The sequence below is a fragment of the Adlercreutzia sp. ZJ473 genome (genome assembly GCF_013185065.1).
GTDB lineage: Bacteria > Actinomycetota > Coriobacteriia > Coriobacteriales > Eggerthellaceae > CAAEEV01.
In genome coordinates this window covers 1-23,821 of record NZ_JAAVTO010000002.1, presented here as the reverse complement: position 1 = coordinate 23,821, position 23,821 = coordinate 1, and the positions used below count along the sequence as shown (strand labels likewise).

General features: G+C 56.1%; 18 protein-coding genes and 1 pseudogene. 10 read left to right on the top strand and 9 right to left on the bottom strand.

What is annotated here, in order from left to right; genetic code table 11:
* The first annotated feature begins 166 nt into the window (after nt 1-166).
* Both HRL41_RS00640 and HRL41_RS12360 read left to right on the top strand, forming a co-directional pair.
* Nucleotides 167-976, top strand: a complete 810-nt coding sequence (locus tag HRL41_RS00640) for an MBL fold metallo-hydrolase (protein ID WP_172135047.1) — start codon at nt 167-169, stop codon at nt 974-976.
* Nucleotides 915-1,112, top strand: a pseudogene (locus tag HRL41_RS12360) (alpha/beta hydrolase fold domain-containing protein); the annotation flags it as partial. The gene HRL41_RS00640 and the pseudogene HRL41_RS12360, both read left to right, overlap by 62 nt.
* Before the next feature lie 72 nt (nt 1,113-1,184).
* On the opposite strand, the gene HRL41_RS00630 reads toward HRL41_RS12360, so the two are convergent.
* On the bottom strand, nt 1,185-2,927 hold the full coding sequence (locus tag HRL41_RS00630) for an ABC transporter ATP-binding protein (protein WP_172135046.1): 1,743 nt from the start codon (nt 2,925-2,927) through the stop codon (nt 1,185-1,187).
* The gene (locus HRL41_RS00625; RefSeq protein WP_172135045.1) at nt 2,924-4,849 is read right to left on the bottom strand and encodes an ABC transporter ATP-binding protein; all 1,926 of its coding nucleotides are present in this window, start codon (nt 4,847-4,849) and stop codon (nt 2,924-2,926) included. Before HRL41_RS00625 ends, HRL41_RS00630 begins: the two co-directional genes overlap by 4 nt.
* 615 nt (nt 4,850-5,464) lie before the next feature.
* Here HRL41_RS00625 and HRL41_RS00620 point away from each other — a divergent pair.
* Both HRL41_RS00620 and HRL41_RS00615 read left to right on the top strand, forming a co-directional pair.
* Nucleotides 5,465-5,743: a DUF6110 family protein gene (locus HRL41_RS00620; RefSeq protein WP_172135044.1), complete on the top strand. Its 279-nt coding sequence runs from the start codon at nt 5,465-5,467 to the stop codon at nt 5,741-5,743.
* Nucleotides 5,744-5,813: 70 nt separating this feature from the next.
* Nucleotides 5,814-7,877: a heavy metal translocating P-type ATPase gene (locus tag HRL41_RS00615; RefSeq protein WP_253904616.1), complete on the top strand. Its 2,064-nt coding sequence runs from the start codon at nt 5,814-5,816 to the stop codon at nt 7,875-7,877.
* A 464-nt stretch (nt 7,878-8,341) separates the two neighbouring features.
* On the opposite strand, the gene HRL41_RS00610 is transcribed toward HRL41_RS00615, so the two are convergent.
* Both HRL41_RS00610 and HRL41_RS00605 read right to left on the bottom strand, forming a co-directional pair.
* Entirely contained in the window at nt 8,342-9,205 is an 864-nt protein-coding gene (locus tag HRL41_RS00610; RefSeq protein ID WP_172135042.1) for an alpha/beta fold hydrolase, read from the bottom strand.
* A 198-nt stretch (nt 9,206-9,403) separates the two neighbouring features.
* The gene (locus tag HRL41_RS00605; protein WP_165170060.1) at nt 9,404-9,838 is read right to left on the bottom strand and encodes a helix-turn-helix domain-containing protein; all 435 of its coding nucleotides are present in this window, start codon (nt 9,836-9,838) and stop codon (nt 9,404-9,406) included.
* Nucleotides 9,839-10,180: 342 nt separating this feature from the next.
* Between HRL41_RS00605 and HRL41_RS00600 the strand changes: the two genes are divergently transcribed.
* Nucleotides 10,181-10,600: a YjdF family protein gene (locus HRL41_RS00600; protein WP_172135041.1), complete on the top strand. Its 420-nt coding sequence runs from the start codon at nt 10,181-10,183 to the stop codon at nt 10,598-10,600.
* 252 nt (nt 10,601-10,852) lie between these two features.
* On the opposite strand, the gene HRL41_RS00595 is transcribed toward HRL41_RS00600, so the two are convergent.
* On the bottom strand, nt 10,853-12,340 hold the full coding sequence (locus HRL41_RS00595; RefSeq protein WP_172135040.1) for an ATP-binding cassette domain-containing protein: 1,488 nt from the start codon (nt 12,338-12,340) through the stop codon (nt 10,853-10,855).
* A 305-nt stretch (nt 12,341-12,645) separates the two neighbouring features.
* A complete protein-coding gene (locus tag HRL41_RS00590; RefSeq protein ID WP_172135039.1) occupies nt 12,646-13,191 on the bottom strand; it encodes a TetR/AcrR family transcriptional regulator in 546 nt (181 codons plus the stop codon).
* Between the two features lie 145 nt (nt 13,192-13,336).
* On the opposite strand from HRL41_RS00590, the gene HRL41_RS00585 reads away from it, so the two are divergent.
* From HRL41_RS00585 to HRL41_RS00565, 5 genes are all read left to right on the top strand, one after another.
* Complete coding sequence (locus HRL41_RS00585) at nt 13,337-13,957, top strand: HXXEE domain-containing protein (RefSeq protein WP_172135038.1); 621 nt, start codon at nt 13,337-13,339, stop codon at nt 13,955-13,957.
* Between the two features lie 171 nt (nt 13,958-14,128).
* Nucleotides 14,129-15,559 (top strand): sensor domain-containing diguanylate cyclase, encoded by a 1,431-nt coding sequence (locus tag HRL41_RS00580; RefSeq protein WP_172135037.1) that lies wholly within the window; start codon nt 14,129-14,131, stop codon nt 15,557-15,559.
* A 290-nt stretch (nt 15,560-15,849) separates the two neighbouring features.
* Complete coding sequence (locus HRL41_RS00575) at nt 15,850-16,356, top strand: AAA family ATPase (protein ID WP_172135036.1); 507 nt, start codon at nt 15,850-15,852, stop codon at nt 16,354-16,356.
* An 82-nt stretch (nt 16,357-16,438) separates the two neighbouring features.
* Nucleotides 16,439-18,385 (top strand): hypothetical protein, encoded by a 1,947-nt coding sequence (locus HRL41_RS00570; protein ID WP_172135035.1) that lies wholly within the window; start codon nt 16,439-16,441, stop codon nt 18,383-18,385.
* Between the two features lie 197 nt (nt 18,386-18,582).
* The gene (locus tag HRL41_RS00565; protein ID WP_172135034.1) at nt 18,583-18,831 is read left to right on the top strand and encodes a type II toxin-antitoxin system RelB/DinJ family antitoxin; all 249 of its coding nucleotides are present in this window, start codon (nt 18,583-18,585) and stop codon (nt 18,829-18,831) included.
* Between the two features lie 225 nt (nt 18,832-19,056).
* On the opposite strand, the gene HRL41_RS00560 is transcribed toward HRL41_RS00565, so the two are convergent.
* From HRL41_RS00560 to HRL41_RS00550, 3 genes are all read right to left on the bottom strand, one after another.
* Complete coding sequence (locus HRL41_RS00560; RefSeq protein ID WP_172135033.1) at nt 19,057-19,560, bottom strand: hypothetical protein; 504 nt, start codon at nt 19,558-19,560, stop codon at nt 19,057-19,059.
* Between the two features lie 364 nt (nt 19,561-19,924).
* A complete protein-coding gene (locus tag HRL41_RS00555) occupies nt 19,925-22,372 on the bottom strand; it encodes a S8 family peptidase (RefSeq protein ID WP_172135032.1) in 2,448 nt (815 codons plus the stop codon).
* Between the two features lie 3 nt (nt 22,373-22,375).
* The gene (locus HRL41_RS00550; RefSeq protein ID WP_172135031.1) at nt 22,376-23,338 is read right to left on the bottom strand and encodes an AAA family ATPase; all 963 of its coding nucleotides are present in this window, start codon (nt 23,336-23,338) and stop codon (nt 22,376-22,378) included.
* Nucleotides 23,339-23,821: the final 483 nt, after the last annotated feature.

Here is a 23,821-nt window from a genome sequence, read left to right as displayed (position 1 = left end):
CGAAACAGGCGATTGGAGCGTGGCCTGGCTGTCGAATTCGCGACAAGTGCGAGAAGAATACTTGCGGACATTATTCCATTTCGCAAACATAGCAATTTGCAAATTTGCGAAATGGAATTGGATGGATTAACGTGATCAATGTATGCAGGAGAAAGCGAGGGGCATCATGCGAATTCGCGTGCTGATAGACAACAATGCAGACGAGGGCCTGACCTGTGAGTGGGGCTTATCACTCCTGGTCGAGCATGCGGGTACGACCTACCTCTATGACACAGGAGCCACCGGTGCCTTCGTCGCGAACGCCAAAGTCCTAGGGGTCGACCTTGCGAACGTCGACGCATGCATCCTGTCCCATGCGCATTTCGACCACGCAGGTGGACTCAAGTCCTTTGCCGATACAAACACTGATGCCCCGATCTATATCGCCAGCGCCGCCAAGGAGAATTGCTACTCACGCGCCAAAGGCGATCTTGAATACATCGGCATTGAGCCTGGGTTGATGAGCCTGCTGGAAGACCGTATCCGCCCCACTTCTAACCTAGAGCAAATCGGTAAGGGTGCATACATCCTGGGACATGACGTATCAGGCTATGCGGATGCAGGTGCCGCGCAAAAGATGCTTATCAAAGTCGACGACGAACTTGTGGCCGATGATTTCACGCACGAGCAGTCACTCATTTTGATTGATGGCGACGGCATAGTCGTGGTCAACGGATGCTGCCACGCAGGAGCCGACGTCGTCGTCGAGGAGGCCCGTCGCGCATTTCCCGGCAAGCCCGTCAAAGCCGTTATTGGTGGTCTTCACTTATTCGATCGTAACGAGGAATTCGTCTATTCCTTTGCTAAGAAGCTTGCAGATACAGGCGTATCCCGCGTGATCACGGGACATTGCACAGGCCCCTACATGCCCCAACTTGCTGAAACCTTGGGAGATAAGCTCTCAGCATTTGTCGCTGGCGCAACGTTTGAAATCTAGCCATGAGCAAAGGCATTTGGTCGAAAAGTTTGGCTGCATGATCGTGTCTCCTGGCTATCGTTTGGCACCAGTGCATCCCTACCCTGCCGCGCTTGATGACTGCTACGATGCGCTTTTGTGGCTCAAAGGCAATGCGAAAGACTTGGCGTGCTGCCAAAGTCTAAGTAGACGCGAGATTATGGAATACGAGGCAAGGCGCTTGTCATCGCTAGAGCGTCCAAGCAGAGGACTGGCTTTGCAGGTTCACCATGCGGGCGAACAAACCGTTTTCCGCAAGGAGGCTGTTCGGCGATCCCTCTTCCACCACGCGGCCTTCGTCGAGCACCACGATCTTGTCAGCGTTCATCACCGTGCGCATGCGGTGCGCGATGACGATGACGGTCTTTCCTGCAAGCAGGTTCGATAGCGCTTGTTGCACCTGCGACTCGTTCTCCACATCAAGCGAAGCAGTTGCTTCGTCGAGCAAGACTATGGGCGAGCCCTTCAGAAGCGCCCGGGCGATCGATATGCGCTGGCGCTCGCCGCCGGAGAGCTTGCTCCCATTCTCGCCGATCATGGTGTCATAGCCTTGCGGGAGCTTGCGCACGAAGTCATCGCACATGGCGGCCTTGGCGGCAGCCAGCACCTCTTCGTCGGTCGCATCGCGGCGGCCAAGGCGAATGTTGCCCATCACCGTGTCGTCGAAGAGCAGCACATCCTGAAAGACAACTGAGTAATCCTTCAAAAGCGTTTCGGGGTCGATAGTGGAGACGTCAACGCCGCCTACAAGCACACGTCCACTGTCGGCATCCCAGAAGCGCGCCGCCAGCTTGGTGAGGGTCGATTTGCCCGATCCGGACGGACCGACCAACGCCGTCACCTTGCCTTCTGAGGCAACGAAGGAGACGTTGCTCACGACTGGCTCGCCACCATCGCCATATGAGAAGGTGACATCTTCGAACGTCACATCGTACCCGCAAGGTTCGAACGTTTTGCTGCCCGTGGCCACCGGCTCGTCGTAGAGTGCCTTCATGCGGGGCGCAGCTACCTCGGTAGCCATGAACAACTCGGCGAGCATGAGCATCGACTGGTCAAAGGGGGCATAGATGCGCGAGACCACGAGCAAAAACCCGAACATAACCATGAATCCGATGGATCCGTCGGCGAGCATGAGCGAACCTGCAAGAATGGTTGTTGCAATGCCGAAGCGCATAATGACTTGAGTGGACTGTACCGGGATGCCCATCCCCACCTCCGATCTGAACATCGACTTCTCGTGGCGGTCAATAAGGCTGTCAGCCTGCTTGAGATACGCATCGACTTGGTTTGTCGCGCGAATCTCACGAACACACTCCAACATCTCCTGGGTGTTCTCCGTCATGTCAAGCGCGTGTGAGCGAGTCTTGCGCATGAGCGGAGCAGAAAAGCGGCGCGACCAAAACAGGATGGCAAAAGCGACCGGTACCGACCAGAGAGCCGCAAGAGCCAACTGCCAGTTGGAAACCAAAAGGCACGCGGCGATGATTCCCGTCGATATATAGGTACCGTAAAGGTAAGGCAGCACATGGGAGTAAACGTGTTCCATCGTGGTTGCGTCGGTCATGATCGTTTCGGTAAGATCCGCTAAGTCTCGCTTGCCGAAGAACGACAGCGGCAACTCGCGCAAACGTTCGGCCAGGCCAATACGTTGTTTTCCGCTCTCGCGATAGGTTTTGCCGTAGGTGTGGTCATATTGGAACCAGTGCGCTATCCAAAGAGCAATGGCGAACACAACAAGCCCTATCGCATACGGCAGCATATCGGGCAAGGGCTCGCCTTGCGTGAGTGCCCCGACAAGCTGATCCATCAAAATGAAGAAGAACCCGATGCCGAACATGGCAACGATGTTCACCACCACGGTCCAGAAAGCGCCAAGACGGACGTTTTTTGCACCCTCATCAGTGAGCGCATACTTCTCTTTCATGCTCATCATCGCGCGCCTCCTTCTAACGCAGATGCTTCGCCCACGACCGCAGCCCCATCCCGAGCCGGCGCATCGGACTTGATGCGCCAAAGCGCAGCGTGTTGGTACTCTTCCCACATGCGCGCATACAGTCCGCCGAATGCAACGAGCTCGTCGTGCGTTCCCTGTTCTACAGCGCGTCCGTCGTCGATGACCACGATCTTGTCGGCGCCTACCACCGTGGAAAGCCTGTGCGCGATCATGAGCACGGTGCGGCCACGGGCGAGTTCGGCAAAGCCCTTTTGAATGAGCGCCTCGTTCTCCGGATCGGCGAAGGCGGTCGCCTCGTCGAGCACCACGATGGGCGCCTGCTTGCAGATGGCGCGAGCAAGCGCGATGCGCTGTTTCTCGCCCCCGGAAAGATGGATGCCAGCCGTTCCCACCACCGTGTCAACGCCGTTGGGAAGCTTAGCCAAGATGTCATCGCATTGGGCGGCAGCGAGCGCAGACATCACGTCTTCGCGCGTAGCATCGAGGCGCGCTGCAGCGACGTTCTCGTAGATGGACTTCTTGAACAGTCGGTTGTCCTGGAACACGAAAGCGATGCTTTGCATGAGTTCATCCGCATCGATCGCACGCACGTCAATGCCGCCGATGCGCACCGAGCCAGCAGCGACATCCCAGAAGCGCGGGACCAAGCTCGCCGCCGTGGTCTTGCCACCGCCAGAAGGTCCCACCAAGGCAACCGTCGCGCCTTGAGGAACCTCGAAGCTCACGTCAGACAAAGCGTCACGGTCTGCGCCCTCGTAGCGAAAGCTGACATGATCGAAGGCGATATCGTAGGCGAACGGAGTTTCGGGATGTTCGGGTTCGGCAAGGATCGGCGAGTTCAGAATGTCGTACGTCCTCTTCGCTGCATCAGAAGAGATTTCAAACTCTTCCATCACGAACATGAGGCGCGTAACGGCCGTGGCGATGATGGCAGAGAAGATCGCATAAAACGCGAAGTCGGCTATGAAGCCCGCGAACGCGGCGAAGCCTTCCGCCTGCGCACCTGGCGCGAGAAAGATGGCCACCGGCACAAGGAAGATGGCGACGCCCGTGATGACGGTGAGCGCTGTCACCTGCGGCTTGGCGCATGTCTTCACCGCATACTTCTCGGCCATTTCCGAGTATTCGATTATGGCGTCGTGGAATGCCTTGAACGAGTAGACAGTCTGCTGGAACACCTTCACGACGGGAATGCCGCGCACGTACTCCGTTCCGGCCTTCGACATGTTCACCTGCGCCTGCATGTAGCGCTGCATGAAGTGAGCGTTCTTGCCGCCCATCATGGCAAACATGCAAGCGATAGATAGGATCGCGGACATCAGACATGCAAGCCCCATGCGCCAGTCGAACACGAACAGCGTGACAACGAGGCCTAACACCATGGCGAGCGAGCCCGCCGTGTCGGGCGTCTTGTGCGCGATGAGGCCCTCAGTAGAACCGGCGCATCCGTCGATGACGCGACGAAGCGCACCCGAAGCATGCGTGTCGAAGTAGCCGAGCTGCACCTTCATGAGGTGGCTCAGGCAGGCTTTGCGCAAGTTGCTCGCCGTATGGAAGGCGCACGCATGGGTGCAGAGCAGCGCGAAGAAGTACAGCACGAGGCTCACGACGGCCAGGAAGAGCGCAAGCCAACCATGCAAGGCGAGGTTTTCCGCCTCCGTCCAATCGGGAGCAACCGCGATGAGGTCGCGCGCGACGAGCCAGATGCAGATATAAGGTCCAAATGAAAGCAGCATAGCCACTGCCGACAGAGCGCATCCGAAATAGAGCAGCCAGCGCTTGCGCCCCGCGAATCCGAGAAGATAGGCGAACCCCAGCTTACTTGACGGCTCGCTTGCGTCGTCGGAGGGAGATACGGGCGCCTTCAGAGATGATTCTTGATACGATTCATCATGTTGCATATGAGCAAACTCCTTTCAATACACCAGGAAGATCCTTTGAGACGTGACCGGAAAGACATCAGCCCATCCGCGCAAGGCTGACGGATACGGGGAATTAAACCTCAGATAGCGCACGCGCACGAAACTCACGTGGCGTGAAGCCTGTCGCCTCCTTGAATGCCGATGAGAACTTGGATGCGTTCGCATAGCCACCGCCATACAGATGATGAAATAAATCGCACTGAAAATGCCTACGTTGATGAGGTCCTTCGGTTTTAATCCCTGCTCTGCTCTCTGACTATTCAAAACAACCAACCTTTCAACGATGTTAATTATGGCTAACATTTTTATGCGATGTCAAGCAATTCCTGTTAGCCCATTCGTTTTTCAATGCTCCATTCGTATCAATCGTTCATTAACTACGCTGGAGAGAGCAATGACCATGTCGGTGCATTTCGTGCCGCTGGCTCTCTTATTTCATACCGCTGGCTCTCGCTCAAAAGTTATATTAGGATAACATTAAGTATGCTAAGGCTAATTATTGAGGACTAAGGTAAATTACGAAGAAATGCAAACAGCCGGAAAGGCGCTCCTTAATCCGACAGATGAAAACGTATTCAATTTTAGGAGGTCATCATGCATCCCGGATTATTGGTTATCGGAGGTTTTCTTCTTGGAACCGTTGGCATAAAAGCTGCGAAAAGCCGCCCAGTTCATCAGGCATGCGTGCGTGCGACGGCATGTGGACTTGAGTGCAAGGGCTACGTCGAGCATGTTGTGGACGAAGCAAAAGCTCAGTGCGATGACATCATGGCCGAAGCGAAAGTACTGAGAAACGAAGAGGATGCCGCGCACGACGTCGACGACATGATCATCGAAGAAGCTGTAGAAGACTCGAAAGAACCGGAAGAATAGCGAGCGGCTCGTGCGTTGCGTCATCAAGCACTCCCTACCCGGACGCCTGCGTTTGCAGCTGCCCCGCAACTTGACCGACCATGAGGCGATGGCGCTCGAGGAAACGTTTCTTGAGATGACTTTCGTTCGCAAAGCCACAGCATACCCTCACGCAGCCAGCTTCGCCGTTGAGTTCGAGCCAACGAAATCATCACGCAACGCCGTCGTGGGACGTATAGCGAAGACCACCTTCGCCGAATTGAACGCATGGCGCCCGAGCGACGCTTTCGCACTTGCACCGCGCAGTCGCGAGCTGTATGCGAAACTAGCCAACCTTACGGCATGGTTTATCCTTCGCCTCTTCATGCCTAAGCCGTTGAAAACCATCGTGTGGTTTCGGCGCGCCCTCCCCTTCTGGAAGGCAAGCCTTGGATCTCTGCGCCACAGACGACTCGATGTGCCCGTGCTCGACGGCGCAGCTATTGCCATGGGCTTCACACAAGGAGCAAGCAACGCCGGTGAAACCATGCTTCTGCTGCATGTGGGAGAGATCCTGGAAGACTACACCCGCAAGCGCTCCGAATCCAGTTTGGCACAGTCGCTGCTGGGCATTCCCACTACGGCAAGAGCAAACCGCAACGACGTAGAAGTGGAAGTGGATCTTTCCGACCTGCAGATCGGCGAGCACGTAATCGTGCGCACCGGCGATGCGATGCCCGTTGACGGCACCATCGTGTCCGGCGAAGCGATGGTGAACCAGTCGTCGCTGACCGGCGAACCGCTACCCGTCATGCGGCAGATGGGCGACAGCGTGTATGCCGGAACCGCCGTGGAAGAAGGAGAGATCTGCGTGCGCGTGACCAGCGACCCTGCGCAAAGCAAGATCAACTCGATCCTCGCCATGATGCAAGACACGAACGCTGCGAAGTCGTCCGAACAGAAACGCATCGAAAACATAGCCGACAAGCTGGTGCCGTGGAACTTCGCGCTAGCGGGCGCGGTGGCGCTGGCAACGCGCTCGCTCTCGAAAACGGCGGCGTGCCTTATGGTTGATTACTCATGCGCGCTCAAGATGTCCGGCGCCATCGCCGTCATGGCCGCACAGCGCGAAGGCGCACGGCATGGATTTCTGGTAAAAGGCTCGCGGTATTTCGACGCCATCGCAAAAGCCGACACCCTCGTGTTCGACAAGACAGGTACGTTGACAGCCGCCACACCTGCGGTGCACCACGTGGAACCGTATAACGGGTTCTCGCGCAAAGAGGTACTACGCCTTGCAGCTTGTCTCGAAGAGCACTTCCCGCACCCTGTCGCACGTGCTGTGGTAAACGCCGCACTAGAGGAGCACCTGGAACACCGCAAACTACACTCCGACGTCGAGTACGTGGTCGCCCACGGTATCGTAAGCTCGCTCGAAAACGGCAAGCGCGTTGTTATCGGCAGTCAGCATTTCGTGCTGGAAGACGAAGCTGTCCAGATTGACGCACAGCAACTGGAGCATATTCACAGCTTGGCGCTTGGAACGTCACCGCTGTTTTTGGCAGTCGACCATCAGCTTCGCGGCGTCATCTACATTGATGACCCGTTAAAAGAAGAAGCGCGCAGCGTCATTGAGAACCTGCACGCCGAAGGATTCCGGCGCGTGATCATGTTGACGGGCGACGCCGACCGCACCGCGCGACGGATCGCCGAAGAGGCGGGCATAGACGAATGCCACGCTGACCTGCTGCCCGAAGACAAGCACCGATTCGTTCGCAAATTACAGGCAGAAGGTTGCAAGGTGTGCATGGTAGGTGACGGCGTCAACGACTCGCCCGCCTTGGCCACAGCCGACGTGTCAATCGCCATGTCGGCTGGATCTGCGGTCGCACGCGAAGCGGCAGACATCGCATTAACCTCCGATGACCTGCATTCCATCGTGTACTTGCGTACATTATCCCGCACCTTGCAACGACGCATGAATCGCGGATACCGCTTCGCAATCGGATTCAACAGCCTGTTGCTGGCCCTGAGCATTGCAGGTGTCCTTACGCCGCAGCAATCTGCGCTCTTCCACAACGCGTCAACCATTGTGCTTTCAGCGGCAAGTGCGTGCCCCTATCTGTCCGCCCCAAATGGGACAACGGAGCGTTTTCATACAAGTGCCCCACGGTGACGGCAAGAAACGTTGTCGACCGGGCTAGGGCCCGTGATCTGGAACTTGGCTTCTCCGATCCTCTTTTAGACAATCTCATGGCTATCTTTCAAGATAGTATCTATCTTTAATAATAGTACTAGTCGCAACTTCGCCTTTGAATCATACTTCATATCGATCACGCACGTAAGGTTACTCGGCATGCAAGATGAAAGGATCAGACGTGGACGGCATCTTGTTGGCGAAGGACTCGCGCATCGCAATCCAGTGCGCGCTCAAGGAGTTTGCTGAGGTCGGCGAAGAAGTCGGCGATGCCTGGGATGCAGGCAAGGCGCTGATGTAGCCTGCTCGATCGCCAGGCGCATTTTTAACCCCCGTACCATCTTTCTAGCAACGGAAGACAGTACGGGGGTTTCTTGTACTTGAAGGCTACGACATACACACCCTGACGTGCCAGTGCAGAATTGCCTGCCCCGCCGCTGTCATCACCTGACGCGCGAGATTGAATCCTTGATGGCCGAGACGAAATCCCTGGACTTCTCAACATGGATCCCGTGACCGCAGTCGAACCGAACGAGCTCGCAGTCGGAGATAAGCCCCAAGCACTTCGCAAGGTCGTCTTCATCGAGCGCGGCGAAAAGAACGCCGTCGTCAGACCAATCCGTCTTCGCCTTCATGAACAGGGCCGGGCACCTGATTTCACTAAGCAGCTCCTCATGGGGAATCCCGCAGTGGAAGCTGTCGTCATAGAACGCCTCCCCGAATCGCGGATCGTAGCTCCCCATCCCAACAAACGCCGCCAAGGCGGTCTTTGGCCAGAAGGGGACCTTCAGGTCTTTCTCAGGATGCTTCTGTAAAAACTTTCTGGCCGACGCAATGCTTTTCGGACGCATCTTCTCGCGCGCCTTTTCCGGAAAGAATTTCCAAGCGTACTGGTTCTCGAAGTAGAACAACACGAAGCTCTCATCCGCCGGGCCCTGCAGGTACTCATGGCATATCGACGAGAGATCCAGATAGTTGAACGTCTTTTTTCTTCGCTCGCCCTGGCACGAGAAGAAGGGCGGGTCCTCAAGGATGAGCAGTTCGCACAGCTGCGTCTTCCCGGCGGCGTATGCGGCGATCAGCCCGCCCGATGAGTGCCCGAGCAGCGCACACGGTCTGCCGACCACATCCTCGATGAACCTGACGAGGGCGTCTCCCAGCGAGACGATGTTGTACAAGCTTGGATCGTGGGCGCTCTTCCCATGCCCAAAGCAGTCCACGGTATACACGGTGAAATCTTTTGACAGCGGCCTGATCACTTTGTCGAAGCTGTGCTGATCGGTGCTCTGCGCGTGAACGAGGACCAAGGAGCGCGCGCCACCTTCGTGCTTTGTGAAAGAAAGCGCAGGCTGCCCGGCCTTTTCTTCGATACTGCGCATTTTGCATCAGAGCTCCTGGAAGACAAGGTCACTGACGAGCAGCTTGCCGGCGGGGCCGAGCTTCACGGAGATGAGTCCTCTGCAGGCGTAGCCCTTGTTGTCCATGGCGTAGATCCTTTCCTTGGATCAGTCAGAAAGCCTCTCGTTCACGGCGCGTCCGTAGCTCTCCAACATGGCCGCCGCATCCTCGATGCGCTGAAGCGCAAGCCCTTGCGACTCGTCGCCCAGCACCAGAAGCTCGCTTCCAGCATGCAGCTCGAAGATGTCACGAGCCTTCTTCGGGATGACCACCTGGCCGCGCTCGCCCATGCGAACGACGCCGAAGATGTGCAGGCCGCGAGGGGCGACAGGGTACCCGACCTGCTCCTCGTCGTGGTGGACGAGCGCATCGAGACTCACGCCGAACAGCTGCGCGAGGCGCGTCGCGTTGTCAAGGTCGGGGACGGCAGCGCCTGCCTCCCATTTCGCGACGGTCTGCCGAGCCACGCCTATTCTCTGGGCGAGCTCCTCTTGCGTCATGCCAGAGCGCATTCTCAGCGAAAGTATGTTCTGACTGATCATATCTTTCATACCTCCAAGCTCAGTATATTTGGACTCGACAAGCTTATCTACCATGTCAGGGTGGCATATCTCAGGTGTCATTGTCACGTCTAGATGACATGTTTCGTGCATTCTTGAGAATAGGAGCTGATCGGCTGTCTCCCGCTGGAGATCAGCCGCTTTGAGGATGTCGCATCGCGGATCTCTTGAAGCACCTTGGCAGCAGGGTATAATCAATCTACCAGAGATGAAAACACAGTCCCCGTCGGGTAGTCGTGGGCGTGCGGTTCTGCCGCATCAGTAACCTGCCTCCTTGGTTGTCCCTTCTCTGCATGGTCTGTCTACATAAAGGAGGAAGCGTCCATGCAGATCAGCGTGTCATCCACCCTGACCGTATACCACGACGGCCAGTTTTGGGTGGGCATCGTCGAGCATGTCGAAGACGGAGGGTTCGGAGCTGCCCGAATCGTGTTCGGTGCGGAGCCGTCGAACGAGGAGGTGCTCCGATTCGTCGTAGAGAAATGGCAGACGTTGTCGTTCCGAGATGACCTGGATGCCGATCCGAAGCCGTTGGCGAAGAACCCCAAGCGCCGCATGCGAGACGCGGCGAAGGCGCTCAAGAGGCCAACCATGAGCACCAAAGCGCAACGCGCTCTCTCGCAGGAAAGAGAGGCGCATAAGAAAGCGGCAGCCCACCGTCGCTCTACCGAAAAAGAGCAATCAGAGGACAGACGCTACGCACAGCGCGTTGCTAAGAAGAAGCTGAAAAGGAAAGGCCATTGAAGACGGAGGATGTTATGGGCGAAACGCCTTGTTTCCGAGTCGCACAATGGCCCAATCGACGGCCTTCAGCACATCGGGATCGTCAATGCAGGCTTGCGCCGCGCGAAGCGCTGGGAGGTGGCGCGGGCGGGTTGCAACGGCAGCAGGTTGCGACACGGGCAGGGTTGCGGCGGCAGCGGGTTGCGGCGGTCGTGCTCTATTTCGCATGCTCCGCCTTCTGCGTCGAGCCCGGGACCTCGTCCGCGCCGCCCTTCATTTGACTCTCAACTCAAAGGCATCTTCGCTCCGCTCTATCCTCCACTCCGTTTGCGCCACCGCATTCGCCAGCTGCCTGTCGTGCGTCACCAGGAGGATTGCGCCGGGAAAGCCGACGAGCATGTTCTGGAGAGCCTCGATCGAGCCGACGTCGAGATGGTTGGTCGGCTCGTCAAGCACGAGGAAGCTCGGATCTGCGACGAGCTGCTCGGCGAGCATGAGCTTGCGAAGCTCGCCCGGGCTGAGGTCATTGCCGTCGAGAAGCCTGCCGGGGTCGGAGTTCAGGCGCGCCACGATGGAGAGGACGTGGCCCCTCTGCCCCTGCGCCTGAGCGCGAAGCGACCGCAAGGCTCCTTCCCGCTCCCTGGGCGAGACGTCTTGGGGCACGTACGCCACCTTGACGCTGTCCGGAACCGATTCGATGACGTTTCGCACCACGAGGCTCTTGCCCGTACCGTTTGCCCCGGTGAGAACCACGTGGTCAGCAGGAGATATCCAAAGCTCCGGCACCTTGACGGAGAACTCGCCTGTCCGCAGCCGCGTCGCCTCCAAGTGCGCCACATGGCTCGACCTGGCTGTCACTCCAAACTCGCCGATGCGGTGGTCGTATCGCTTCGAGACGGATTTTCCCGAAAGCTCGGATTCGGCCTTGGCGAGCCGCTTGCCCATGGTCGACGACAGCCTCCCCGCGACACCGTCCTTACCAGAGATTACGGCGCGGCCGATCTTCTCGCGTGCGTCGCTGTCGTCCTTGCCAAGGCCGCGCTTGCTTCGCTTGCCCTTCTGTCGGGCGGCTTCCTCGCTCCTGCGCCGGGCCTCCGCCTTCAGGCGCTCAACTTCGCGGGCCGCCTTCTCCCGATCCCTCATGGCAGAAGCACGCTCGCTTGCCACCTGGCTGCTCGCCTTCGAGTACCCGCCGGGACGCATGGCCCAGCGATCCCCCTCGCACAGCAGGCTCTGGCTCACGAGGGCGTCCAGCAGATCCCTGTCGTGCGAGATGAGGATGCCTATGCCGTCGAACGAGGCGAGGGCTGCCTTCACGACGTCGCGCGTTTCGCCGTCGAGGTCGTTCGTCGGCTCGTCCATGACGAGGACGTCAGGGCGCGCGTAGAGCGCGCATGCGATCTGGAGCCGCTTTCGCTGACCGCCCGAGAGCGTCTCGTAGCGCCAGAACCAGTCGTCCTCGATGCGCAGCAGCGCCCTTGCCCGTCGGCCTTCCCGCCCCCAGTCAGAAGCGAGGTCGAGGAGGCTCTTCGGCGCTCGGGTCGAGTCTTGCTGGCAGTAAGCCGAGAACAGCTGCGGGCTCACCGTTCCGGAATCGGGCTTGATAAGGCGCGCAGCAACTTGGGCGAGCGTGCTCTTGCCGCACCCGTTGTCGCCGATGACGCCCGTCCAACCTGACGGGAACGTGACGCTGACATCGCTGAACGCAGGTGACGCCGCCCCAGAATAGGTGTAGCTGACATGTGAGAGATTCAGTTGCATGGCGAGCTCCTTTAAAAGGAGGTCGCGCAGGGGCTAGGCACGCGATGTATTGGTTCTGAAGCGAAAGGACGTTGAAGCGATGCGGCACCCTCAAAAGCGCGACCGGACGTGTGAAGTGGTCGTATGGGCGCCCGTAACGGGCATCGCTAGTTCTTCATCTAACCTTACCTAACTCGAAGCGGCGCGCATCCGCTGGCCCCGCCGAATGGCTGATAGCGGGATTATAGCATGCAGCCATCCGAACAGCCCACCCTCTGTGGGATTATTCGCCTACCGCAGGTTGCAGCAGGTGAAATGCCTCTCTTTTACGATGCCGTGACCGCCCTGAGCATTCTTGCGACGAGTGCGCCCAGCTCATCCGACGAGAGATCGCAGCCGCGCTCATACCACAGCGTAATGGCGGAAAGGGCTCCGACGAGGGCGAACTCCAGTACATACGGCACCTGGTCGTCCGGTTCGCCCAGGTCCAGCGAGCCTACGACTGAGCAGATGATGGTATCCGCGATCCTCCTTGAAAACGAGGGATCCCCTTGGGATCCGAGCAAGACGGAAAGCCTCTCTTGGTGCTCCACGTACACATGCCGAACCAATGACGCCGGGTCGTTCGCGTCGTTTTTCATGGCAAGGAGCGCCTCCGCCTGGATAAGAGCTATGAGTTCGTCTTCAAGGGCGTCGAATGCGTCCTGAGCCGAATCGAAGTACTCGTAGAACGTGCTCCTGTGGACCTTCGCGCGGGTGATTATCTCCTTCACGGTCAACCCGCTTGCGCCCTTCTCGACGTAGACGTCCCAACATGAGTCCATGATCCTCTTTCGCGTGGCAGCTCGTTTCTCGAGGTTCTTCTTGGCCATGGCTTTCTTCTTTCCTACAAAACAGCCTGCTGTGTCGGTTGATGCTGGCGGGCAGCACCCCGATACTATTATCAGACACTATATCGGATTTGCGCGCATGCTTACCGCGCCTTCGCAGATCCCAGGAAAAGGCGGGTGGTTCGCTATGAGAAACTGGATTGCGAAATACAACCTGGAAGTGCTCACGTTCATACTGGGCACGTTCATCGTGTTCGCCGCCGCAATCTGCCCGAGCCTCGATGTGGTTCAGCGCTTCATGCTCGGATTCATGTGGTTGTTCGTGCTGCATGAGTGGGAGGAGGGCAAGTACCCCGGCGGCTTCGTCGACCTTATGGCAGCGAACCTGCTCAAGCGCAAGGTGAGCCAAGAGATCGCGAACCTCTCGCGCATACCCACCATGGCCCTCATCATCGGGTTCACGGTTGTTCCGTTCTTCTTCGATCGCGTTTGGATCCTCGTCCTGCTACCGGTCTATCTGGGCCTCTTCGAGGGAATCGTCCACGTGATGGGCATCAAGCTGATGCAGCAGACGCGCCCCTACACGCCCGGCATGGTCACCGCGCTCGCGGAGTTCGCCCTCGGCGCGGGATGCCTGGCTTATCTGATCGCGTTTTGCTCGGTTGCCTGGTGGGAGTACCTTGCGGCGGTCGTGCTCTACTTCGCATGCTTCGCCTTCATGCAGAGCCGCCTGACAAAGCTCGTCGGCATGCGGTATCGCGATTTCCCCAAGCTGATGCGGGCAAGGATCAAGGAGCTCAGGGGCTGAGTCAAAAGATCATGGGCTATCGAAGGAGTCCGAAAACAGCGCCTCGGGAGACAGGCGTCCTTCACCGATGCCTCCTTCGGCAGTTATTTGTCAGCCCCCCCCGTAAGACATAAATATATAATGACAGATGGCTCTCTGGGAGGTACTTGAAGGAAAAAGAAGCTGTTGCATATGGAAAAGAAAGCGAAGATCTCCGGCGTTGGCTTCAAGCTGATCTGCTCCGTTATGCTCATCGTGCTTCCGTTGCTCATCATGCTTCTCCTTCTGGTCCAGCAGGAGGTTATGGATCTCTCCAAAGAGAAGCTGGCCCTTCAGTCCCAGAGCGGCGCGGAAGCGGTGGGCGTATGGGCGGAGGAGATCCTCGGCGAGCTGGACATCTACAAGGACATGATTGAGCAGGTGGGGATGGACAATCCCCAGGTCTTTGAGCTGATGGGAACCTCCTACCCCGGCCATGAGGCTTACCCTTACGGCCTGTACTGGGGAGACCGGAAGAATAACTACTTTGACTCCTCCGGATGGGTCCCGGATGCAGACTATGTCCCAGCGGAGCGGAACTGGTATTGGGAGGGACTGACACGGGACCACTTCGGCTTCGGAGAGCCCTATGTGGATGTGATGACCGGAGAGGTGTGCGTCAGCGCCTCCGCGCGGGTCAACAACAGCCCGGTGGAGAGCGTGGTGGCGGCGGACGTCTACCTGGACTACGCCTCCAGGGTAGTCGCCGACATCACGGAAGACAACATCAGCTACGCTTTCTTCGTTACCGGTCAGAGTCGGATCATCCTGGCCAATTCGGACACCTCCACGGTGGGGCAGCCGCTGAACAGCGAGGAGAGCGCTCCGCTGTACCAGAACGTGGACCGTCTGATTGCCCAGGACCAGACCGGCCAGCATGAAGTCCAGGGAGAAGACGGCAGCTACATCACCAACGTCATCCACATCGAGGCGATGGACTGGTATTTCGTCACCTGCATGAGCAGCAGAGAGGCCCTGCGAAACCTGGACCAGATCATGGTCATCATGGTGGGGACGTCCCTGGCAGCCTGCCTGCTTCTGGTGCTGGTCACCTTTCGCTCAGCCAAGCAGATCGCCCTCATGGACGTCCGGGAAAGAACCGACAACCTCACCGGTCTGCTCAACCGGTCCGGGTTTCGGCAGGCCTTGAAGAACGCGGTGGCGGCGCACCCCGGACAGGGCATGCTGATCATCATGGATCTGGACAACTTCAAGCAGATCAACGACAAGTTCGGCCACCCGGAGGGAGATGTGGCCCTGAGGAGCTTTGCCCGGCAGCTGGACGAATTCTTCAACCGAAGCGGTGACATCACAGCCCGGCTCGGCGGGGACGAGTTTGCCGTCTTCGCAGGGCGCCCCCTCACTGCTGAAGCGGCGGAGGGGATGCTGCGCAAGTTCATCGACCGGGTACGGGAAACCTTCGAGTCGGAGTACCCCGGAGAGGGGCTGTCCGTCAGCGCGGGCGCGTCCTTCATCCCGGAGAAGCTCGTGATCGACGAAATCTACCAGCAGACGGACGCAGCCTTGTACGAAGCAAAGCGAAAAGGGAAGGACCGTTTCCTGATCGTCGACAGCGCATCATGATGGAGCATCTTGTTTGGTTTGCAATTAATCGTCCGCCCCGTCAGGCCTCTTGCATATCGTCTAGGTATTTCAACAAAAAGATCCTGGAGGTTGGTTTCGGCTCCTTGCAATCCGAAAAGCGGAGAAGGGTTCCTTTGAGACTATCTGAGCATTATTATGATTATTTACTTAAATTTAATTAGCTTTTATTGTATTTGAAGTAATAATCATTACGATAATTAGTAAGTTATCGTCTTTCGAAGATACCGGGCTATTCTCTGGCGGTGCCTTCGCCTACGAAAAGAGACAGCATGAACGCCATCGAAGCCGAGGATGTTGTATTTGTTATAGGCCCGCCCTGCTCGGGCAAGCTCACGTTCATAAGAGAGAACCTGCTCGGTTACGAGGTAATCGACCTACACGAGATCCAAAAGCGCAGCTGCACCGTGTGGGACTCTTACCTAATCTGCGAGAAAGAGCTTGTTGAGGCGCTGCAGCGGCATCGCAAAGTCATTCTGCGGCATACGCTCATGAAAGCCAAGCGCCGGACCATGTACATCAATGCGGTGCGCTCGGTGCGTCCAGATGCACGAATCAGCTGCTTCTATTCCTTGCCAGACTTGGAAACCTACGCTCGCTATGACGAGAGCGACGCGGCTAGCTGGAATGCGGCGCACCCCGACAATCCGGACCCACCGCATGCCAAGACAGCTTTGGCGATCTACCTCGAGGAGTTCGAAGTGCCTACTATCGAGGAAGGCTTCACGTCGGCGCAGCATATCCAACGGCTGTTTCCGCCGAAAGAGCAGACACCCTAATTTTGCGAGTGGACATACAGCCGCACAGCTGCAAAGCCCAATCCACCACAAAGACGCCCACAAAGCCAGAGCAGGAGCGCTTATGATATCGTATCTCTGTGAAGCAGACATCGAAAACATCGAATGGCGCAGTTTGGGAAATCACCCCTTCGGTCATGAAGCGGACTGGCGCACAGCTCGCGATATTCTTCGGATGATGGAGTCTTTCCCTCCGAAAGAGAAAGACTCTCGCGTGCGCAGCCTTTGGTTTTGCGTCAAGCGTGGAGAGCCAGATGATTGGTTGACGCTTGATGAGTACAGAGATTACGCTGAGTTCTATGATGAGCCGGCAGAAATGGTCAACACTCGCCGCCTCGAAGAGTGGCAGCAGTGCTTTCCTGACGAAACGTACTGGCATGAAGCCACCTCCAATGCCGAAGACGACTGGATGATTCTGATCATCGACAACCGAGTTGTAATAGAGGTGGCGAAAGGCAAGGAAGATGTCTGGGATGATCCTCGCATTCACAAAACCCTCAAAAAAATGCGTGCGAGCATCGGACTCGTCTTGGAAAAGGCTTGTCGTGAAGACTACGAGGAATATCTGAGCAAAGAGCTTCCGATGCGCTGCCGGCATGGTTTCATCAAGCGTTCAGACTATTGGGAGATATGCGGCAAGGACAACTGCTACGACGATGCGAAAATGGGTGACGAAGAGGCGCGAACTCTTGCGGCGGAACTGAAGAGACAGCAGGCAAAGGAAAGCATCCCTCGCATTCCCAGCCTTTGCGCTCGCGACTATTTCAGGATTCTGAAGGACGCTTATATAGCCGCTGGTTACCACAACGACTCAGAAGGGTTATGGAGCGCAGTTCCCCCAGAAGACGGACGTGCTTGGTACGAGCGTTTTGGGGATGCCCGCGATGAGGTCATATTCACCATGGACCAAGGCTCTCCCGAAGCTTTCAGCGAACTGTACAGCGGAGATCACTTCTTCAACCATACGTTTGAGATTCTTGCCGGCTCGAGCATCTCTCGTGTTTACCTCTACCCCAGGCCCGACGAAGCAGGCTGGCTGCTGTCGCTTTTCGGATCTATCACGTGGCATTCCGCTGACATGGCCCGTATCTGGCATCACCTGAACAAAACAGAAACACCCGCCTATCTTTCCGATGCGAATGACGTTGCCCGCGCCCTCTTGGGTGAAGACGAGCTGTTCATCGTGCCGTTCAACGAAAGCATCTGGCACCAAGGCAAAAGTCATTTTGGAAGAGAGGTGATAAGCTGCATTCACCTCCCCGAGGAGAATGCCGAAGCAGTTATCGCACAAGCCGAATGGATGAAGGTACCCGCCCCGAAGCCGCTATTAGCGGAGGTTGTCCTGGACAACGACGAGGCGAGCATCTTGATGAGTGCGCTCAATATCTATTCGCGCATCTGGGTTGGGCAGTATGACCACATCGAATGGGAGCTCCGAAACCTGACGTTGGCGTTCAGCGAGTTTAACCTGAAGGAAAACGCCCGCAAGAAGGCTTGGCTTCTCATGAGAAAGCTCATCCTCCCCGAGCTGAGCGACATGCCCCTTGAGGCAAGCCACGGCATCTGGAGCGAGCATACCGACGATCGAGGCCAAACCGCATACGATATCTTGCAGGTTGTTCGGCATGCCCGCGCTTGGCACAAGAACACCGAGGGAGGTATAGAGCGAGACTTCGACAGACCTTGGATTCATGGATCGCTCCCCCCGATTCAGTGTTCCTGCGAGGGAGAAGGCGATGGCCTTCTGATGACGATTGCTCTTACGCCTGCGCACGCAGCACTCATGGCAGACGCAGCCAGCGTGATGTCCAGCATCGTTCAGCAAGACCTGTTCGAGGCGATGAGCCACTACACCATGAGCGAAGAGGCACTGGATATCGCAAAAAGCATAGAGGAGCTGCTCCCCTCCCCTCAAAAGGGTGAAGGCGGCGTTTCTCCAACGATCGAATCCCTGCTCTGCAAGCTTGGTGAGATCATCGCCCAGAGCAACCACGCCAAGGATGCCTCCTGATCAAAACCTTCTTTCACGGACGGCGTCTTTAGACAGACCTCGATCTCCATGGCGGTCGACCACGCCCTCTCCAATTCGCGCAATTCATTTCGATCCTTGCCGCCCGGGATCAAAGGGATGCACGCGAACGGGTATAATGCACGAGTTAAGCATTAACTGAATGCACCCGAGCAAAACGATTATCATGGGAGGCGACCGTGGCCAATGTGAACATTACCGTCCGAATGGACGAGGGCCTAAAGAAGGAAGCAGAAACCCTGTTTGACCAGCTTGGCATGAGCCTGACCACCGCCATTAACATTTTCGTAAGTCAGTCTGTGCGCGAAGGCCGCATCCCCTTTGAGGTGACAACCAAACCTCGCAAGTCTCACGAATCAGCGTGCAAGCCAAACGTTAGCTACGCTCTTGTCGAACTACCCAGCTCCTCAGGCACTTCCCAGCAGTAGCGCCTGAAACCGAACTTCAGCGCTGCACGATACCTGAACGGCACCGTGAAGTTTTCAGCACAGGCGAGAAGAGGCGGAAAATCAACTTTTCCAATGTACCGTAACGGCTTGCCCCAACCCACAAAAGACTACGAAACCACGATCAACGCCAACGTTATACAACAACGCGTGAAGGAGTTTGCGTACTCTCGTCAAAGAGTGATCGCCTGTACTCGGAAAGCGATCCTACACGTCAACATCGAAAATTCGCGTCTGATTGCACAGATCCAGCTCGAGTTGAAGATTTGAAACCCGTTCTGACACCTCGAGGTAGTCTTTCTCCGCCTTGGCCAAGTCGTAATTTGCGAAGCGGTACTCGATGGAGTCGCTGCGGAAGTACCCGCTAGACACACGCTCCTTAGACTGCCGTGAGCGCATAGTGAAAAGACGACCTTTCTCGCCACCCAACTGGGCAAGCAGGATAAGCGCCTCATCGATGGTTATGCCGCTCTCGGGTAGTACCTCGTTGGCGTTGAACACGTGCAGGGCGTGGCGAACAGCCCTCATCTGGTCGTCAATCTCCGCGATTTCGCGACGCATAGCCTCATAGTCGTACTCGGGAGGATCAGCTTCCTCGCCTGGAGCGAGCTGATACACGCAGCTGCTCTTCTCTATGCTGACGAGATGATCCTTTTTATCCTGAAGGCTCTTCAAGTACTTAGCTGCGCTAGCGGAAGTAAACGTCTTCATTGCTACCCCCTATACTTTTGAAAGCTACCGTTAAAATATCTCATTTCCTATAATATAGTCGTTTATTGCGTATATTTAAATAATATATTCAATTTTTTAAGTAATTTTATTTCATAAATGACAAAAAAGGAAGGTCAACGCTCTATATAGCCGGAGGCACGCATGAAGATTTCAAGCCTATATAGCGCTTTGCGCTTCAAACAACCTGACCAAAGACGACTTGCTTGCGGCTCTTCTTGTGCCTCTGCGTCATGTGTATCACCTGCCATTTCGACCACCTTTCGTATCGTGGCTGATAAACAGTTCGGCCCCTCAACCTGCAAATAGGCTAAAGGGCCGTCACAAAGTCACTCAACGATTCAGGCTATGGCGTAGGTATCGTTGTCTCGGTCGGGATCTTGATTTTCGCAACAATCTCGTTGTAGAGATTAGCTTCAACTTCCGCTGAGTCAATCGAAACAACAAGTGCATAGCGCAGCTTTTCTGTGCGCTTCCCGAGAGACTTGAGCATCTTCCACCAGCCTCCTACGGGATATACGGCCACATATCGAGCATCACAAAGATCGGCTGCACTTATTCGCTTGAAATCACTGTGTATGGAACCTGCGTCGCGATTATCTTGACCAAGATACCACTCGCTTGAAGCCGAGCCTCTGGCATAGTCTGTCCCGCCATCACGCATCTTCTTGCTAACGAATCCGAGAAACTCGTCGTAGTCTTGATTCTTGCCGATTACCTGGAACCTCAGCCCGCACGATTGGTATTGGAACTTGTCTGTCCAGCCGCGTTCGCCAGGGTTTGGCTCAATGAAATACGAGAGCGTTACCCTCAGCTCAACTTCTTTCTCACTAAGCCCGAGGAGCTCTTCCTTTGGCCAGGGGAGCTCGTGCACACGCATCTCATTGCAGGTTCCATCTTCCTTGAATGGCTGGATCTCGCCCTGGATGATGAGGTTAACCCGATTGTCAAGCGAACCAAGCGCATAGTCGATGTTCGGAATACCCCATCCGCACGTTCGTAGAAGATCGCGTCTAGGTCCCTTCATTGTATCGTGCTCAGGGAGAAACTGCCGCCTCATCGCGTCAGTCCATCGTGCCGAATGCACAAGAAGGGCGCGCACGGTTTCGGGCCAAATCCCTGGATGGGCATCCATGATACGTGCCGCCATCCAAGACGCTTGGGCTGTCGCTGAACTCGTTGCCCTAATGCTCGTGAAATAGCTTGAGGGCAAGTCATTACTGGTGCTCAGCTTGCTCATGTCTAGGCTGTCTATCCAGTTGAAACCGTTAGTGGCGAGATTCCCACCATCGCAACAAATCTCTGGTTTTATCGGCCACATGTCGTCCCAAATGTGCGACGTTCGGCTATACGGGCAGAGGCCACCCTTCTCAGCCATTCCCGAAAAGCCTTCGAGTCCAGCCTCATTCGTCATCACGTCATCTGAATACGCGCCGACCGTTAGTGCATTCCACGCCTGCGCAGGACTCTCCACCGCTGAAGTCAGGTTTGTTCCAGGGTAGGGTACGGCACGAAACTCATTCGTATCTACGTTACCGGCGCTTACAAGCAGGAGCCGTTTGTCCTCCTCATTTTCACCGACCGCAGCCGCTAACTTATCGACTTCTGCTGACCAAGAAGTCGGCGAACCATCAGTGATGCCGCCGTCATCTGTTACTGCCATACAGAAAACCCTATTGGAGGCTGGCTGCGCTATCTCAATCTCGCTGACTGCATCTCGCGTTATGACGCCGTACATGCTCTGTTCGTTTGCGCCAGAAGGGGGAAAGATTCTTACGGACTCTATATGGTGCCCTACGCTCACTGGCCCTTGGCCTAATACCGATGCCTTCAAGTCGTTGTAGAGCGCAATGCCCGCCATGCTGGTCCCATGTCCGTCTGCATCGGACGAGGGCCATCCGCTACGGGCCGAAATCACAGTGCCATCCTTCACCGCCGGCACCAACAACGGGTGGCTAGCGTTAACCCCTGTGTCTAGGACGCAGATGGACGTTTCGGTAGCATCAATGGTCAAACGCCCAACAAGATCGTCGACGAGCTCTTTCTGAAAGCGCGCGTCCGCATTGACAAAGGTTGATGTCGGCTCAGCGGCCCGTCGAATCTCCGAAACAGCCCCTATCTCGCGAAGCATTTCTTCAATGCTTTTACCGTCGAGCTTTGCCATGACGACAACGCACTCCGGAAAGATGAGGTAATCAGCCGATTGTTGGACATTGCGACCGTCGCAGTACGCTGCGAACTTGCCAAGGGCATCTTCGGCAGAAGTCTGAGAGGTGTTTATCCAGATCTCACACCATATGGCAACCCCATCTGGGTACTCGTCCGCCGTTCCACTCCAAAAGGACTTCGCAGTCGGTTTGGAGACTTCGTCGACATCCTCAACGAATTCTTGATTACGTGGATGCCCCTCTCTCGTTGCCTGCGATTCGTCAGCATAATCCGTCACCTTCTGGCGAAAGAAACCCTCTTTCCCTCGCGGCACGAATACAGTAGCCGACATCCTGCCAGTATCCAAGTCGGTATCCATGCGCAGAAGCACGACCTTATGGATGCGATTCTCGAAAGCTTCGGGATCGAGTGGAAAAAGAGGGGAACTGTTGAATCGAAGATAGGTACCTCCGCGTTCCTTAGCGTCCTCATCCTCTTCCGCGATAGCCGCATCGATTTGTCGCACGAGCTTGTCTGCATGCGCCTTTCTATCCCTCTCGGGACGCTTGGCCTCGCCGCCACCCCCGCTCGGCCGCTCGTAAGGGCGCGATTCGGAAGTATCGGCGAGAAAGACATTTGGGAGCATAGGCTAGCTAACCTTCTGGTCGACTTTGTAAACATCAAGCCGCTCACCAAGGAGCGCAGAGAGTATATCCTCAGTTACAGGCTCACTAGAGAGCAATGAACCCTTGATGGCATCGTTGCACACCTGCACAATCTCCGCCTGACACAGCAAGGATGCCTTCTCGGCAAGCTCGTCGGAGGCATAGAAAGTTGTATCGTAGCCGCCGATAACAGAGTCGATGATGTGCTTAGCCTCTTCGGTTGTGGGCAGCTCATAATGAAGCACGTCATCAAACCTGCGAAATAGGGCATGATCCAACATCTGCCTATTGTTTGTGGCGGCGATGATAATACTATCTGAGCTATCGCTTTCGATGAACTGCAAGAACGAGTTGAGGATGCGCCTCATCTCGCCAACCTCGTTATCGAGGTTGCGATCCGCCCCAATAGCGTCAAATTCGTCAAAGAGATATACGCCCACATTGCGCTCGATGGCGCTGAATATCTGACGGAGTTTGACGCTCGTCTCACCCATGTATTTGGTAATGAGCTTGTCCATCTGAACCGTGAACAGCGGCAAAGACAACTCGGCTGCGATAACGGCTGCCGTCATGGTCTTCCCCGTACCTGGAGCACCTTCAAGGAGGATTCGCCGCCTGTTGGCATATCCGTAGTCGGCAAGCTTGCCACGTTGGCGATATTCGTCAATGACGCGCTGCAACTTGGCCATAAGCGCATCGGAAACGATGAGCCTGTTCAAGGATGTCGTGGGATAGGCAACCTGAAAAAGGCCTTCTACTTGCGTGAGGTTAACTATCTTCGCCTTTTGTCGCTGCTGCTCGGCAAGGGCTTTGAATTCCCTTGCAGCTTGGACGTGTCCACGCTTAGCTTCATAAGCTGCTATTTGCAATAGGCACGACCTGAATGCATCGTCATCGCCGGAGTAGTGAGCTTTGGCGAGCTGCTTTGCCTGGTCATTTGTAGCCATAAGTCTCACATCCTCCCTTCGAAATCACACCTCTCGTGTCCTTGAATTATATGGCGATTTTGTGTGCATGACCATAGTTTTAACTTGACCTTCGGGAAATGCGCACAGGTTACTCGCCCTATAGCGATAGGCTAAGGCGCAGTCACAAATGCACTAAACAAGCTCTTACCTGCGATTAAACCTCGTAGACTCAGCCACGTCCACGGGTAACGTACAATTTCTTGCGCACTTTGACAGCAGCATAGCCTAGATACAAGAAACGAAATTTTTCATACTCATCGCAACGCTAACCGCAAACTTCCAGACCAGGCGCAACAGTTGCGGTTAGTCCGGAACCGGGACGGGGCGCAAGCCCCCGGCGGACGTGAGGGCCCTTTGGCCCGAGCGCCCGCCGCAATACACAAAATGACCCTTTCCAGCTATGGTGTCCAGTCGCCAAACCTTGCCATCCACAGAAGACAGGAAAGAGCCATGAACGGAGAA

What these genes read in the sequence shown, in the direction of transcription:
- HRL41_RS00640 (WP_172135047.1), top strand. Translation starts at nt 167, where the DNA reads ATGCGAATTCGCGTGCTGATAGACAACAATGCAGACGAGGGCCTGACC.
- HRL41_RS00630 (WP_172135046.1), bottom strand. Translation starts at nt 2,927, where the DNA reads ATGATGAGCATGAAAGAGAAGTATGCGCTCACTGATGAGGGTGCAAAA.
- HRL41_RS00625 (WP_172135045.1), bottom strand. Translation starts at nt 4,849, where the DNA reads ATGCAACATGATGAATCGTATCAAGAATCATCTCTGAAGGCGCCCGTA.
- HRL41_RS00620 (WP_172135044.1), top strand. Translation starts at nt 5,465, where the DNA reads ATGCATCCCGGATTATTGGTTATCGGAGGTTTTCTTCTTGGAACCGTT.
- HRL41_RS00605 (WP_165170060.1), bottom strand. Translation starts at nt 9,838, where the DNA reads ATGATCAGTCAGAACATACTTTCGCTGAGAATGCGCTCTGGCATGACG.
- HRL41_RS00600 (WP_172135041.1), top strand. Translation starts at nt 10,181, where the DNA reads ATGCAGATCAGCGTGTCATCCACCCTGACCGTATACCACGACGGCCAG.
- HRL41_RS00595 (WP_172135040.1), bottom strand. Translation starts at nt 12,340, where the DNA reads ATGCAACTGAATCTCTCACATGTCAGCTACACCTATTCTGGGGCGGCG.
- HRL41_RS00590 (WP_172135039.1), bottom strand. Translation starts at nt 13,191, where the DNA reads ATGGCCAAGAAGAACCTCGAGAAACGAGCTGCCACGCGAAAGAGGATC.
- HRL41_RS00585 (WP_172135038.1), top strand. Translation starts at nt 13,337, where the DNA reads ATGAGAAACTGGATTGCGAAATACAACCTGGAAGTGCTCACGTTCATA.
- HRL41_RS00580 (WP_172135037.1), top strand. Translation starts at nt 14,129, where the DNA reads ATGGAAAAGAAAGCGAAGATCTCCGGCGTTGGCTTCAAGCTGATCTGC.
- HRL41_RS00575 (WP_172135036.1), top strand. Translation starts at nt 15,850, where the DNA reads ATGAACGCCATCGAAGCCGAGGATGTTGTATTTGTTATAGGCCCGCCC.
- HRL41_RS00570 (WP_172135035.1), top strand. Translation starts at nt 16,439, where the DNA reads ATGATATCGTATCTCTGTGAAGCAGACATCGAAAACATCGAATGGCGC.
- HRL41_RS00560 (WP_172135033.1), bottom strand. Translation starts at nt 19,560, where the DNA reads ATGAAGACGTTTACTTCCGCTAGCGCAGCTAAGTACTTGAAGAGCCTT.
- HRL41_RS00555 (WP_172135032.1), bottom strand. Translation starts at nt 22,372, where the DNA reads ATGCTCCCAAATGTCTTTCTCGCCGATACTTCCGAATCGCGCCCTTAC.
- HRL41_RS00550 (WP_172135031.1), bottom strand. Translation starts at nt 23,338, where the DNA reads ATGGCTACAAATGACCAGGCAAAGCAGCTCGCCAAAGCTCACTACTCC.